Below are 15,326 nucleotides of genomic sequence, written 5' to 3'. Positions count from 1 at the left end.
CTTGGACAATATGGATTTTGCATTACGGTGGCACCACTTGAAGGAGGAACAAACTAGATGAAAGCAAAGCAATGGATGCTGGGCGTCGTAGGCATAACGCTCTTATTGACAGGCTGCGGGACAGAGAGGTCCGGAAACGGCAAGGAAGGCAAGCCGGACAACGCTGCAGCCGGTAACGTTAAAAATTTATCAAGACCCGGCCTATATTTCGGAGCAAGATTTCAAGCAGCTGATCGCCGAGCCGGTCAAGAACAAATATCCGCATCTTACCGTCGAGCAGGTGATGACCCAGAACAGTCTGGAAAAATTGATCGCGGCGGCGGAGCCGGTCGACTTCTTCGTGACGTGGAACGGACAGATGGCGTTCTATAAAGACCTCGGGTTTTACGAGGACATTACGCCCTTGGCGAAAAAGAGCAATTTCGATCTGGGCAAATTCGACCCGGGAGCATTGGATGCACTCCGGGCCGTATCGGATTCCGGCACCGAATTGTATGCGCTGCCTTATGCGGTTCAATATAACGCACTCTACTACAACAAAGCCATCTTCGATAAATTCGGCGTACCTTATCCGAAAGACGGCATGACCTGGGCGGATGCGATCGAATTGGCGAAGAAAGTGACGCGCCTCGACGGAACGACCCAATATTACGGTCTGGATACAGACGACTATGTCCGTTTCACGTTCCCTCTATCTCTCCAGGCGGTGGACGGGAAGACGAATAAAGCGCTGGTGAGCGGCGAGCCATACAAGCGCGCGTTCGAAATGGCCAAACAAATTTATTCGATACCGGGACTGGCGTACCAGAACAGGGGCATCGAGCGGTTTACGAAAAATAAGACGGTCGCTATGCTGGCTACGATCAACTTGTCCTCGCAGCTCAAGCAAACGCCCGACCTGGATTGGGACGTCGTCCAATTCCCGAGCTATCCGGACAAACCGAACGTGTACGGCATGTACGACCTGCATATTCTCATCCCGAACCGGAACAGCAAGCATCAGGACGATATGATGAGGGTGATGGAGGTACTGTTCTCCGACGAGGTGCAGACGAACATGGTCCGCAAATCGGGCAAGGTGTCCACCTTAAAGGATGCGAAATATAAGCAGCAGTACGGCAAAGACCTTCCCGAGCTGCAGGGCAAACGGATCGACAGCATATTCAAGAGCGTTCCGGCTCCGGCTCCGCAATACTCGCGGTTTTATCCGAAGGCTGCCGAAATTTTAAGATGGAACTACGTGGATTATATGAACAACAAGAAAGATATCAATACGGCGCTTCGGGATGCCGAAGAAGCGATCAATAAGCACGTCGCCGGGGAACTGGGCAAATAGAGCAAAGACGGGTGCCAGCCAATAAGGGAGGGAATTACTTTGAACAGAGCCAGAAGCACGTGGAAATGTTTGCCGATCGGTTTCCTGATGCTAGTCGTCATGCTCTCGGGCATACAAGTCGTGTCCGCCAACAACTATTCGGACGTACTGCAAGCCCAGATCGATTTCTCCGACGCCAGTACGGGCAAATATATCGCCAGTCCGAGCATCGTGAAGCTCCCGGACGGAACTTTGCTCGCAAGCGACGATTTCGGGATTCTCGTTCCCGTTGTCGGAAATACCCGGGTGTTTCGTTCGACGGACGACGGTGCGACTTGGACGATGACCGCTTCGATCGACGGACAGTATTGGAGCACGTTGTTCGAGCATGGCGGAGCCGTATATTTGCTTGGAACCGACAACGGTCTCGGTTCCGTCGTCATCCGCAAAAGCATCGATGGCGGTACGACGTGGAGCGATGCCTCGGTTCTGTATCAAGGCGGTGATGCTAATAAATACCATTGCGCGCCGACACCGGTATTGAAGGCGAACGGTCGGTTGTACAAAGGGTTCGAGGTTCTGAACAAGTGGGGGATGTGGGCATTTGTCATATCCGCGCCGGATACGGCCGACCTGATGAATCCGTCCAATTGGACGAAATCGAATCAAGTCGACCAAAATCTGTATATCGAAGGCAATGCCGTGCTCGGACCGGACGGTCAAGTGTGGGACGTACTCCGGCGATCCGTTACGAATCGGGCGGGCATCTACAAACTCGGCACCGACAACAAGACGTTCACCCGATACGGAGAATTCGACATGCCCGGCGGGGATGTGAAATTTACGATCCGCCACGATGCGGCCTCAGGCAAGTACATCGCGCTGGTCAATGAGCATACCGACTACAATGTCGCCCAGAACAGGCAGCGCAACGTGCTGTCGCTCATCTATTCGACCGACCTGGTCAACTGGACGCGGGGCAAATTGCTCATTCAAGAGGACGCCGACTTGAGCTGGTCCAATTCCGTCACGAAGACGGGCTTCCAATACGTCGATTGGCAATTCGACGGCGACGATCTGATCTATGTCTCCCGCACTTCCTATGACGGCGCGAACAGTCACCATAACGCCAACCGGCTGACGTTCCACCGGCTGCACGATTTCCGCGACTTTTTGCAGCCGGCATCCTTGATCGCAAGCTATTCCTTCGATGGCCACACAAAGGACGATTCGGCTCAGGGCAATGATCCGGTCCGCTCGGGAACAGGAGGGTTCGCGGCCGGCAACGTCGGGCAGGCGATCAACATGGACGGAACCGATTATCTCGACATGCATTACATGATCGGCAATGAAATCGCGAATGCCGAGGCGGTGTCCATCAGCGTTTGGATCAACCCGAGCCTGATGCCGGCCAGCGGATCCCAGTACGATATTGTCAGCACACGCATCGACTCCCAGCAAGCAGGCTACGAGCTTGTTGTCGAGAATGGCGCGATCCGGCTGGGAACGAGAAGCGATAAGGCCGACGCTTACCAGAGCAAGAGCTTCGGCTTCAACGATACGGGCTATTGGCATCATGTCGTCGCGGTAGCGGATTACCGGAATAAATCGATCAGGATGTATATGGACGGAGTGGAGCAGTCGCCGGGCGGTTCATTCTCCTTTCTGCAGGACTACTATCGCCGATATTCCCCTTCCCAAGAAGACCGTATCGGCATGAGTCCCGGAGGAGGCGCCAATTTCAAAGGGATGCTGGATGATTTGAAGATTTACCGCAAAGCATTAACGCAGACGGAAATCGACAGCCTGTACTCGGAGGGCAGCCAAAACCGTGCGGGAGCGCCGGGGAAACCGGTGTTGTCCGATGACAATGGCCACGATACGGGCATACTTGACGGCGATTATAAGGTGAAAATGGATATGTGGTGGGGAAATAACGGCAAAACATATAAGCTGTATGAGAATGACGTGCCCATCGACACGCAATTGTTGGCGGATCGTTCGCCGAATACTCAATCGACCGTTACGTCGGTAACGTACCGGAAGAACGGCACTTACCGGTATTATGCGGAGCTGCGCAATGAATCCGGTACGACGAGGAGCGACGTTCTGACCGTTTCCGTCACGCAGGCTGCGCCGGCGCAGCCGGTACTGTCCCACAATAACTGGGATGGGGATGGGAATTTCCAGGTTGACATGAACTTGTGGTGGGGAACGAACGGCACGACGTACCGTCTATATGAGAACGGCGTTCTAGTCGATACTCAAGCATTGACTGCCAAGACGCCTCAGGCGCAATCGGCCACGACGGGGGTTCAGGGCAAACCGGTCGGCACTTACGAATATCGGGCCGAACTGGAGAATTACGCGGGATCGATATCCAGCGCTAAGATGACGGTGCAGGTGAGCAAATGACGGACGGGCGGCGATCCGAGCAGGGGCAGGAGAAACAAGACAAGTCTGGATAAGAGACGCGTGCAGAGCTACCCTTCGGCTTCTTGGGCCGAGGGTAGCTCTATTGAACTGCAGCGGCATAATCAACCTACGTTAATGGCACCTGCACCGTGTATGCAAACCGCACTTATTTCGCATCCCACCGAAGTCCGCTCAAGACGACTCATGCTTACGGAAGCTCCCCGGCGTCGTGCCGATCATCTTCTTGAACCCGCGAATAAACGTAAGCGTGTACGGATATCCGACCGTTGCCGCGATATTCTGGATCGTTTCGTTCGTTTGGGTGAGCAGCTCTTTCGCGCGGTTCATTCTTACTTTCGTTACATAGTCGATGAATTTCTCGCCGAGCTCCTCCTTGAACAGCTTGCTTATATACGTCGGGCTTATTCCGAACTCGTCGCTTAAGTGCGTTAACGATAAATTCGGGTTGCTGTAATGCTCCTCGATGTAGCTTTTGACTTGTTGAATGATTTGATGGTGGCTGCGGTTCTCCCGCATCTGGCCCATCTCTTCGAACGAGCGCAGCAACAGGCTGTATAGGGAGCCATGCAGATGGTCGATCGTCTCGTGTTCCTCGATCGCTTGCTGCAGCATGGGCGCCGTCTGCTTCGTCCACAGCACGTAATAGTCGACCGGAAGCTCGGACATTTCCTTATCCAGCTGGTGGAGGAAATATTGCATCAGATTGCGCAGATCGTCCTTGGAGCACAGCTGGTCCCGGAGCGTCTGGAACATGGCTTTCAATTGATCGGCCCAGGTGCGGTCGCCCATCCGGTAAGCTTCCCCGATGCTCCGCATATGTTGCAGATGCTTGAACAGCTCCGAATGGGGCTTGGCGCCGATTTCCCCGTATTCGATAACCCGATTGTCCCCGAACGACGTCTTGTATTGCAGCGCGGCCCATGCGCCTTTATAGGAGGCGGACAGCGATTCGAGGCCCGGCTGCACCGGACCGATGCTTACGGTAATGCGGTAATTCAAATTTTGCTCGACCCATTGCCGGATTTTCCTGCACAGCTCCGTCACGCGCTTAGGGTCGCGTATTCCCGGCTCGAGCGGCACGATCATACCCAGCTGATGGGGAGCGATCCACTCGGTCCACAGCGCGCTGCCCGCCGATTCGGCCATTTCGTGCAGAACGTTGCGCAGCACATGCTTGAGCAGAAATTGGTCCCTGGCTATATGCTTGCGGCAAAAATCGGCGTATTGATCGATCTCCGCGATCGCCACGACATACGCTTCGTCGTGAAGCCTTATATACAGCGGCTCCAGCTCCGCGCACCATTCCTCATAGCTTTTGGACGCGCTTTCATCAAGCAGCTCCTTGAATACGACCTGCTTGCGGTATACGAGATTGATCTGGTTTTGCTCCTGCAGCTGGCCGGATGTCTCCAGCAGATCGTCGATTGCGGAGGAGATAAAGAAAAATTCGTCGTCCGTTCCTTTGTCGATCCGGAGCGCGCTGCTCTTCTGCCGGGAATAGTCCAGCAGCTGATTCGTAATGCGCTGCAGCGGCTTGGCGTGGCGCATCGTGATGATGATGACCCAGATAACGCCAAAGGCGATGAAACCTACGCCGACCGCGAGCCAGACGGAGAACGTCGAGGACATGATCTCGAACAAGCCGCCGTTGCGAATGCCTCCGCGAAATTCCCATCCCGTATAAGCCGATTTGACGATATTCGGCTTCTGCACTTGATCCCGAGCGGCTTCGTTTTCCGCTCCCGACAGGAGCAGCGGGTTCCCGTAAGAATCAACAAGCGACAGTACATTGATGTTATGGTCGTACATCGAATCGATCATTTGCTGCAGCTTGGCCGCGTTGACGTTGACGACGAGCAGCCCTTTAGTCAAAATATCGCCGTATCGGACCAGCGAGATGACAGCCGTGCCATTCCCCGAGCCGGCGGTTTCCGTGTACGTTCGGACGGGAGTCCAGCGGAAGGCGTTCAGCGACGTCAAGTGGCTTTGGATAAACGTCTGATCCCCGAACTGCTCCAGCGTCGTCAATCGCGCGTTCGTCATGACGGTGCCGTCCGTGGCGCGATACAAGTAAGCGGAATCGACCATCGGCAGCTTTTTCTGCAAATCGGTCAGGAAACGGGCGCCGTTCAAGTTGGCCGATTCGTGCTGCCCGGGCTCGGGGGAGAAGAAGGTGGCCGCTCTCTCGTTGAACATCACGTCATTCAGCATGATGTTGTCGATGGACGACAGCGCGGCATCGACCGACTGCATGACGTTGCGCAGAAGCGCATCGTTCGATTTCATCGCCGATTTCCGCGACATTTCGGACAAGAACACGTAAGTGATCAGCATGAGAGACGACGAAATAATGAAGAACACCGGCAAGTATGAGAGCAGAAGCCGTTTGGTCCATCTTCTCGACATAGCGTTGCCCTCCTTAGAACTTTTGCGGAGCAAAAGTTGGCATCGAAAGCGTTACTGAACTTTTGCGGAGCAAAAGTTGGCATCGAAAGCGTTACTGAACTTTTGCGGAGCAAAAGTTGGCATCGAAAGCGTTACAGAACTTTTGCGTTGGCATCGAAAGCTCGGCGGAACGTACCTTCATGCCGATATTATTTCATGGCTGGCCCGTGCATGTAAACGGTTTAGTTCCGTTTTGAAAAAACGCCTATCGTTCAAAAAAAGTCTACGTTCCCCCGCAGCAGCGGAAAAACCGGACTCCGCAAGGAAAGTCCGGCTGCCGTCCGATCTACTTCTACTTCAGCTTGCCGGCGTCGCGAAGCTGCTTGGTGTAGGCGTCGAGAAGTTCCTGCCCTTTGTACTTGACCATCAGCTCCTCGCGGATTTTCGGCCAGTTTTTGCCCGATTTTTCTTCCATGACCAATTTTACCTGCATTTCGTTTTGTCTCGCGCGGAACGACCCCAGATCGAAGCCCTGCGGCGGCGTAACCGCCATGCCGTACCCTTTGGCGATCGGAAGGGAGGCCATGAATTTGGTGATTTCCCGGTCATGATCCGTTTGGCGGGGATCGACGACTTCCAGCTTCATCAGGTGGGGAGCGATCGGCGTAATCTGATTGTACACGTCGAGGAAGTTGCCCTGCTTCACGACGTCCGCTTCGAAAGCTTCGATATTCAGCTTGATCTGATTGCCGGTGCGGGTATAATGCTTGCCGTCCAGCCCATAGTGGGTCAGCAGGAAGCCTTCATCGCCGACGAGCCAGTCGACGATTTCCACGGCCCGCTTGATTTTCTCCGGACTTTTCTCCGCCGTCGCTTTGGAGAACAGGATCGGGCTGCCGGGCGATACGGTCGTACGGATCGGGGTGTTCGGACCGAACATGCTGAACGCTACCCAGTTCGCCTGCGGGTTGATCATTTTGCTTCTCGCCTGCAAGCTTTGCGGGCTGGAATCGAAGGCGAAATCCGGCGTTCCTCCGAGTACGACGCCCACTTTGCCTTGCGACGCTTTATTCAGAACGTCGGGTCCTTTGCTCAGAAACCAATCCGGATCGATGACACCCATGCCGATCACCTTCGCGATGTCGTCGATGACTTGTTCCACCTTCGGATCGGTCTGGGCGTCGATAATCTGCGTATCGGTCAACAGAACGGGGAAAGGCATTCCGTTCTTGATATACTCGGGCCAATCGAGCCCCACGGAGTTGCCGTTGCCCGCATAGGTCGCGCCGTAAGTGTCCTTCTTGTTGTTCCCGTCCGGATCGTTGTTTGTAAATGCTTGCAGCACCTTGACGTAGTCCTCGTATGTTTGCGGCACTTTCAAGCCGAGCTTGTCAAGCCAATCTTTGCGGATGTAGTAGGCCCGGTAGGAGGACTTGTCGTACGGGATCGGAATCCGGACCAGCTTCCCGTCGAGCCGGTATGTTCTCATCGTTTCGTCATCGAGCCAATACTTGAAATAGTTCGGCATCGTTTCTTTCGTCACGAAAGGCGTCAGATCGGACAGCAGCCCGCTTTGGTACAGCTTGATACCCCCGTCCGGATTGCCCTCGAGCCAGAAGTCCGGCAAATCGTTGGAGGCGGCCATCGCGTTCATTTTGTTATGCAGATCGGGGCCGTTCACCATGTAGTTGATGTCCAGCTCGACCTGGAATTTGTCTTCGATCGCTTTGCGAACGAAATCTTTGCTCTTGTCCGACGGCAAATTGGCGTTGGCGGATCGGGAGATGAGCATGGCGCGGAGCTTCAATTTTTCACGTGCCGGCTTCGTGTCCGACGGTTGATTGGCGGATGGTACCGGCTCTTGCTTGCCGCTTGACGAGCAGGCGCTTGCCATGACGACGCTTGACAGCACGGCCCCCGCCATGATGACCTTGAATAGTTTCAATTCGAACCCCTCCAGGCTTTTCTGAGTTAGAAGACGGATGCGGCAAAGCCGGCCACCGTCAGGAGCTGCGCAGCAGGTCCTTAATCCGGAGTATAGGGGGCGGGCCGCTTGTTGGATAGAAGCGATTTCAGAATGAATATCCGTTTCTTGAAAATCGGCGGCAGCCGGGCTTGAGCGGCGTTGGTGGAAAAAAGCTTATCCGTATTACGCCTGCTTATCCCTGCTAATCATGAATATAGCACAACGGAAGATACCGTGACTGTCGTTCTTTTGCAGAAGAAGCAAGCACCATTTTTCCAAAGACGGCATTTTCAAAAAACGACGGTTTCGTTCATAAAACGGCTGTAGCCGCGCGTCTGCGCCCCGATCTACACTAATCGCAAGCACGACACAACGATACTTCGGGAGAGTGAACGATATGGAGAAGCCGGCCAAGCTGGCGCTGCACGGAGGAACACCGGTACGAACGAAACCGATGCCGACGGACCGACTGGGCGTGACGCTGTACGGGGAAGAAGAATTGAAGGAACTGGCGGATGTGATCGCATCGAAGACGCCGTTCCGGCATTACGGACCGCACCCTTCGGATAAGCCGCAAAAAGCGGCGAAAGTCGAGGCGATGACCCGGGAGCTGCTCGGAACGAAGTACACATTGGCCGTCTCCAGCGGTTCGGCCGCGTTGTCCTGCGTCATGGCGGCGCTCGATGTCGGGCCTGGAGATGAAGTGATCATTCCGGCGTTCGGCTGGTATTCCGATTACAACAGCGTGATCGCCGCCGGGGCGCTGCCTGTGTTCGCATCGATCGACGATACGCTGAATATGGACCCCGCCGATTTCGAGCGCAAGATTACGCCGCGCACGAAAGCGGTCATCGTCATTCATTATCAGGGCGGACAGGCGCGCCTCGAAGAGATCGTGACGATTGCAAGGAGAAACAACGTTATCGTCGTCGAAGACTGTGCGCAATCGTTCGGCGGCAGCTACCGGGGCAAGCGGCTCGGCACGTACGGCGATATCGCCATCGCGAGCTTCCAGTTCAACAAGATGATCAGCTGCGGCGAAGGGGGACTCGTATACACCGATTCGGAAACGTATTTCGCCAAGGCGGTCCGCTGTCACGACCTCGGAGATATGCGCCCTTATTTCCTGGAACAGCTCCAGGACAAAAGCCTCGGCGATCCGTCGCTCGCCTTCCCGGGGAACCAGTACCGGCTCAGCGAGCTGCAGGCTGCCGTCCTCGTAGCCCAACTCGGCAAGCTGGACGGCGTGCTGGACGTATGCCGGGGCTACTACGGGCAGCTGGAGCGGGCATTTGCAGGGTTGCATTTCCGCATCCGGCCGGTCGAGGAGGGGCATTGCGGGATTACGTGCTTCGTGCAGTTCGCAAGCGCGGACGAGGCGCGAACGTTCGCCAAGGCGCTGCGCGCGGAAGGAATCGCAAGCGGGCCGACCTCGGCATGCAAAAATTTGATGGAAATGCCGATGGTGAAGTTGAAAAAGACGCCTTACCGCGATATGCCTCCTTATGGGGGCGAGCATGGGGAGCACGACCCGGTCGACCGCGATGCCGAGGCGACGTCGAAGCGTACCGACGAGATGCTGGCCCGCTATATGGCAATTCCGATCGGCCCGCAGTATACGCAAGAAGAGATCGACGATATTATAACGGCGGTTAAGAAAGTTGACACGCTTCTATACGACAAGGTGAATTCTACGACATAAGGGAGGCGGACCGATCGTGAATACGGGTTCTTCGGTAGACGGACCGATTACAGCGCCAGGACGGTCGCTGCGGGAGAGGCTGCACATCAGCCGCAGCGTATACCGGTACCGCTGGTTTTATTTGATGCTGCTGCCGGGACTCTTGTATTATGTGCTGTTCCATTACTTGCCGATGGGCGGCTTGTTCATCGCGTTCAAAGATTACAATTTGCAAAAAGGCATTTGGGGAAGCCCTTGGGCGGGGCTGAACCATTTCGAGACGCTTTTCAGTACTCCGGATTTCTTCCGTATTTTGAAAAATACAGTGATCATCAGCGTGTACCGGATCTTGTTCAACATGCTGCCGGACGTGCTGCTCGCGCTCATGCTGAACGAGGTCCGCACCGCCTGGTTCAAGAAAATCGTCCAGACGATTACGTACGGACCTTATTTCTTGTCCTGGGTAATCGTGTACGGGTTGACATATGCCTTCCTGGCGCAGGAATCGGGCATTCTCAATACGTGGATTCGCGACGGGGGAGGGACGCCGGTCGAGTTTCTTACATCCAGCGACTATTTCCGGCCGATCCTGCTGCTGACCGATATTTGGAAAAACACCGGGTTCGGTGCAATCATTTACTTGGCCGCGCTGGCGACGATCAATCCAGAGTTGTATGAGGCCGCCGTTGTCGACGGGGCCGGACGATGGCGTCAGCTGTGGCATATTACGCTGCCCGGAATCCGCGACGTGTTCATCCTGCTGCTCATCCTGCGCGTCGGCAACATCCTGGACGCCGGCTTCGAGCAAATTTACATTTTCCTGAACGCCCGCGTCTACAACGTCGGGGATGTTATCGACACATGGGTATTCCGCTATGGTCTGGAGAAGCTCGATTTCAGCATTGCGGCCGCAACCGGGTTTTTCAAATCCGTCGTCGGCTTCGCGTTCGTCCTGGCCGCCAATCAAATCGCCAAAAAATTCGGAGGGTCCGGCATATGGTAGGAGGTGCGGGAAATGGCAGTCGGAACTTACCGGTCGCGGGCGGACCGGATCATTGACGCCGTCTTGTACGCGGCGCTCGCGGTATTCTCGCTGGCTGCGTTGTTTCCCTTGTATTACGTGGCGGTATCTTCGATTACACCGCTCAAGGAATTGCTGCAGCAGGGCGGATTCGTGCTATGGCCGACTTCCGTAACGTTCGAGGCTTACGGGTCCATCTTCGATTCGCCTGTTGTGCCCCAAGCGTTGAAAATATCCGTCTTCGTCACCGTAGTCGGAACGGCGCTCAACCTGACGATGACTACGCTCGTCGCGTATCCGCTGTCGCGCAAGCCGATGCCGGGAAGAAGCGCCTTTATCGTGGCGATCGTCTTCACGATGCTGTTCTCGGGCGGGCTCATCCCGCTGTATCTCGTCGTTCATGCGCTTGGACTGATCAATACGGTATGGGCTTTGATCATCCCGGGGCTCGTCTCGAGCTTCAACATGCTGATCATGAAGACGTACTTCGAGAACTTGCCCGCCGAGATCGAGGAGGCGGCCATCGTCGACGGCTGCGGGGACGTGCAGGTGCTGTGGCGCATCGTCATTCCGTTGTCTCTGCCGATTATGGCTACTTTGGGATTGTTTTACGGAGTCGGACACTGGAACGCCTATTTCGCCGGGATCATGTACATCAATGACCGCAGCTTGTATCCGATCCAAGTCGTGCTGCGCAATTTGATCCAATCGCCGTCCGTCAGCCAGGACCTGATGATGCAGAACGCGGAGACGCTGCAGCTCGTCGCTCCGGAAACGGTCAAGATGGCGACGGTCGTCGTCGCTACGCTGCCGGTTCTGGTCGTGTACCCGTTTCTGCAAAAATTTTTCATGAAAGGCATGCTGCTCGGCTCGATCAAAGGCTAATCCGCGAAAGGATGTCGAATTTCGTTGCAACTGAATAAGGGTATGACACGACAGCAAGAGCCGGTCACGGCAGTAATTGTCGGCGCGGGGCATCGGGCGCTGATCTATGCAGGTTATGCGGAGCAGCATCCCGACGAATTGCGGATCGTCGGGGTCGCCGATCCCGATCCGCTTCGGAGGGAGCAGACGGCAAGCCGCTTCCGGCTGCCGGCGGACCGGACGTTCGCCACGGTCGAGGAGTTGACGGCCGTTCCCCGATTCGCCGATGCGGCGATTAACGGCACGATGGATCACCTGCATGTGCAGACGACGATTCCGCTCCTGCGGGCGGGTTACGATGTGCTGCTAGAGAAGCCGATCGGCGTATCGGAGGCGGAAGTGCTGGATTTGCAGCAGACGGCACAGAAATACGGCCGGCGCGTCATGATTTGCCACGTGCTGCGGTACGCCCCGTTCTACGCCGCGATTCGCCGTCAAGTCGAGGAAGGGGCGATCGGCGACATCGTGAACGTGCAGACGGTGGAAGCCGTGAGCTTCCATCATATGGCGATGGCGTACGTGCGGGGCAAATGGGGCAACAGCTCGCGCTGCGGCTCGACGATTCTGATGGCCAAGTGCTGCCACGATCTGGACATGATGACTTGGATGCTGCAAGGGAAGAAGCCGGTCCAAGTAAGCAGCTTCGGCAGCCTGACGCGCTTCAGGCCGGACAAAGCCCCCGAAGGCGCGGGAACGCGCTGCCTGGTCGACTGCGCGATCGAAGCTTCCTGCGAATATTCGGCACGCCGGCAGTACCTGGAGAAAGGACTGTGGGACTTCTATATATGGGAAAATCTCCACCTCGGTCAAGCTCCTGCCGAGGAGGAGAAAGAGGACATCTTGCGCCACCGCAGTCCATACGGCCGATGCGTCTGGCATTGCGACAACGATGCCGTGGACACGCAGGCGGTTATCGTGGAGTTCGAGGACGGCAGCACGGCAACGCATAATCTTGTCGGCGCGACGGCGAAGCCTTGCCGGACGATCCATTTGACCGGAACGCTCGGGGAAATCCAGGGAAGTATGGAGGACGGCAGCTTTACGATACGCCGACCCGATCTCGACGCCCCGCGCCGCTATACGGAAGAGAAAGTCGCCGTAGACGTGAAGGGAGAGATGCACGGCGGCGGCGATCTGCGGCTCGTGGCCGATTTTGTCCGCATGCTGCGGGGAGAGACGTTGAGCCTATCGACTACTTCGCTGGAGCAGTCGATATACGGCCATCGGATCGGCTTCGCCGCCGACCGTTCCCGCATCGAGCGGCGGACGGTCGCTATCGACGTATCGGCGATGGCAATGGCAAAGGGGGACTCGGACCAATGATCATTGATGCGCACAACCATCCGTCTTGGGAAGGGATGAACCTCGAGCGGTATTTGGACAACATGGCGAGGTACGGCATCGACCGGACTTGGCTGATGACTTGGGACGCACCGGCAGACGAGTACAACCCCGCCTATTATAAAATAATGCCGGATCACGGTGAACCGGGCGGCCCACTCTCGCTCAAGCGGTGCGTCGAGTTCGCGGAGCGGGTGCCGGACAAGTTCGTGCTCGGCTATGCGCCGGACCCGCGCAAGCCGGACGCGATCGATCGGCTCCAGATGGCGATCGACTTGTACGGCGTGAAGCTGTACGGCGAGCTGAAGCTGCGCATGATGTATGACAACCCGGATGCGATCCGCATGTTCCGGTTTTGCGGGGAGAAGGGGCTGCCCGTTCTCGTCCATATCGACTACGAGATCCCCGCGGCACACCCGTATCCGCGTCCTAATTACTGGTACGGCGGGACGATCGGGGCGTTCGAGCGTGCCGTGAAAGCTTGCCCGGAGACCGTGTTCATCGGGCACGCTCCGGGATTTTGGTCGCATATTTCCGATGACGACCAGTACGACAAGCGTTCTTATCCGGCGGGGCCGGTTGCTCCGGGCGGGCTCGTGCAGGTGTTGTTCGACCGTTATCCGAACTTGTACGCCGACTTATCCTCGGGCTCCGGGCTTAACGCCTTGAAGCGCGATCCGGCCCATGCCCGCGAATTCGTAATCCGGTTTCAGGACCGGCTGCTGTACGGCCGGGATTGTTTCCATAACGAGCACCAGCAATTTCTGAATGAGCTCGATTTGCCGGACGACGTGCTCGCCAAGGTGTATGCGGGCAATGCGCTGCGGCTTATCCCTTAAGCCGCGCTCGTCGCTGCCGGCAGACAGCGAGAAAGCCGCAGAACGTGATTCCACGTTCCGCGGCTTTTTCCGCTTACCCGAGCCGGCTTATTTGCCGGCCGGGGCTTTCGCTTTCTCGATTTCTTTATCGGCTTCCTCCGTCATCGTTCTGAGCGCGGTATTGACGTCTACCGTTCCTTTGGACAGGTGGTACATATATTTGCCGAAGGCGGCCGAGGCATACCGGTGGTAAGGCGATGCCGGAATCGGATCGGCCGGTTTGTTTTTCAGCAGGGCGCGTACGTTTTTGCCTTGCAGGAAAGTCGCTTCCTGGCCATATGCGTCCTTGACCGCCTGGTTATTGATGACAGGGAAGGCAAGCGCCTTTTTCGCCAAATGCATCTGCACTTCATCGCTCGTCAAGACGGAGATGGCATCGAATGCGGCTTCCTTATGCTTGCTCGTGCTTGTCACGTACACGAGTGTCAGCAGAGATTGCGGACCTATGCCGCGACGGTCGCTGAATTCCGGGAGCGTGACCACGTCCCAGTTGACGTCCAACTGTGTCGCCGGAAGATTATAGGCGTACATGGCGGCGACTTTATCTTTCACGAACAGGTTGTTGATCGATCCGAAGTCGTTCTCCTTGGACATGTTGCCGGGAATTTCGTAGAACCGGGTCCAGTTTTTGACGAACCGGGACCATCTTTCGTCGGTGTTAAGCAAAGCTTTATCCGTCTTCGGATCGACGAAGGGAACCGACAGCTGGTTTTGCGACGCCGTTTCAAACTGGGTAATGAAGCCTCTGTATTGCGTGCCGCCCTCGACGCGGGTCATCGTTTTGGCCAGCTCGTAGGTTTCGTCCCAAGTCATGTTGTCCTTCGGGTATGCTTTCCCGAACTTGTCGAACAAATCTTTGTTGTACATCATACCGGAAACGACCATCCGATAAGGAAACGCATACATGCCGCCCTTCGAGAAATCCTGTACCGCCTTCACCGCGCTAGGTTCGAGTCTGGACAAGTCATAGCCGGTGCTCTTGATCAGTCCGGTCATGTCATACTCAAGCTTGAACGTGGAAATGAGCCGGTAATGGTTGATGCTGCCGACGTTAAACATAATGTCGATCGGTTCTCCGGCGGCAATCCTGTTCTCGATATGGGTCTCGGGACTCGTATCCGGAGAGGAGATGTACTTGACCGTAATGTACGGAAACTTTTTCTGAATCGCATTCCCGTAGTTTTCCATGAATAGGGCCGGGTCCGCTTTCGCGTTCGGATCGTAGATCGTAAGCGTGACCGGTTCCTTCGGGCGGTTCTCCGCCGGCCGCGCTTCTTCTTTCTTCTCTCCGCCCGAGCATGCGGCCAGACTGCATACGGTCAGCAGCATCGCGGCAGCCGGCCACCATTTTTTCGTTACCATATCGTTTCGCTCCTTCG

The 15,326-nt window shown here is 56.0% G+C and carries 10 protein-coding genes; 7 read left to right on the top strand and 3 right to left on the bottom strand.

Annotated features, from left to right (window positions below):
* Positions 1 to 163: 163 nt before the first annotated feature.
* Entirely contained in the window at positions 164 to 1,336 is a 1,173-nt protein-coding gene (locus FE783_RS13970; protein ID WP_138879973.1) for an ABC transporter substrate-binding protein, read from the top strand.
* Positions 1,337 to 1,375: 39 nt separating this feature from the next.
* Positions 1,376 to 3,730 (top strand): LamG-like jellyroll fold domain-containing protein, encoded by a 2,355-nt coding sequence (locus FE783_RS38310; protein WP_238403061.1) that lies wholly within the window; start codon positions 1,376 to 1,378, stop codon positions 3,728 to 3,730.
* A 192-nt stretch (positions 3,731 to 3,922) separates the two neighbouring features.
* Here the strand turns inward: FE783_RS38310 and FE783_RS13960 are convergent, their stop codons facing one another.
* Positions 3,923 to 6,157, bottom strand: a complete 2,235-nt coding sequence (locus FE783_RS13960; RefSeq protein WP_138879972.1) for a helix-turn-helix domain-containing protein — start codon at positions 6,155 to 6,157, stop codon at positions 3,923 to 3,925.
* Positions 6,158 to 6,488: 331 nt separating this feature from the next.
* A complete protein-coding gene (locus tag FE783_RS13955) occupies positions 6,489 to 8,081 on the bottom strand; it encodes an extracellular solute-binding protein (protein WP_138879971.1) in 1,593 nt (530 codons plus the stop codon).
* 418 nt (positions 8,082 to 8,499) lie between these two features.
* Between FE783_RS13955 and FE783_RS13950 the strand changes: the two genes are divergently transcribed.
* Genes FE783_RS13950 through FE783_RS13930 form a run of 5 tightly spaced genes read left to right on the top strand, consistent with a single transcriptional unit; the run spans position 8,500 to position 13,908 of the window.
* The gene (locus FE783_RS13950) at positions 8,500 to 9,804 is read left to right on the top strand and encodes a DegT/DnrJ/EryC1/StrS family aminotransferase (protein ID WP_138879970.1); all 1,305 of its coding nucleotides are present in this window, start codon (positions 8,500 to 8,502) and stop codon (positions 9,802 to 9,804) included.
* Between the two features lie 16 nt (positions 9,805 to 9,820).
* Entirely contained in the window at positions 9,821 to 10,786 is a 966-nt protein-coding gene (locus tag FE783_RS13945) for an ABC transporter permease (protein ID WP_338015847.1), read from the top strand.
* Positions 10,787 to 10,798: 12 nt separating this feature from the next.
* Entirely contained in the window at positions 10,799 to 11,689 is an 891-nt protein-coding gene (locus FE783_RS13940) for a carbohydrate ABC transporter permease (RefSeq protein WP_138879969.1), read from the top strand.
* Positions 11,690 to 11,713: 24 nt separating this feature from the next.
* Positions 11,714 to 13,051 carry a Gfo/Idh/MocA family protein gene (locus FE783_RS13935; RefSeq protein ID WP_238403059.1) on the top strand — a complete coding sequence of 446 codons (1,338 nt, stop codon included), beginning with the start codon at positions 11,714 to 11,716 and terminating at the stop codon, positions 13,049 to 13,051.
* A complete protein-coding gene (locus FE783_RS13930; RefSeq protein WP_138879968.1) occupies positions 13,048 to 13,908 on the top strand; it encodes an amidohydrolase family protein in 861 nt (286 codons plus the stop codon). Before FE783_RS13935 ends, FE783_RS13930 begins: the two co-directional genes overlap by 4 nt.
* Before the next feature lie 87 nt (positions 13,909 to 13,995).
* On the opposite strand, the gene FE783_RS13925 is transcribed toward FE783_RS13930, so the two are convergent.
* Positions 13,996 to 15,309, bottom strand: coding sequence for an ABC transporter substrate-binding protein (locus tag FE783_RS13925; protein ID WP_138879967.1), 1,314 nt, complete (start codon positions 15,307 to 15,309; stop codon positions 13,996 to 13,998).
* Positions 15,310 to 15,326: the final 17 nt, after the last annotated feature.

This window comes from Paenibacillus mesophilus (assembly GCF_005938385.1).
GTDB lineage: Bacteria > Bacillota > Bacilli > Paenibacillales > NBRC-103111 > Paenibacillus_AB > Paenibacillus_AB mesophilus.
This window is presented reverse-complemented; position numbering and strand designations above follow the sequence as displayed.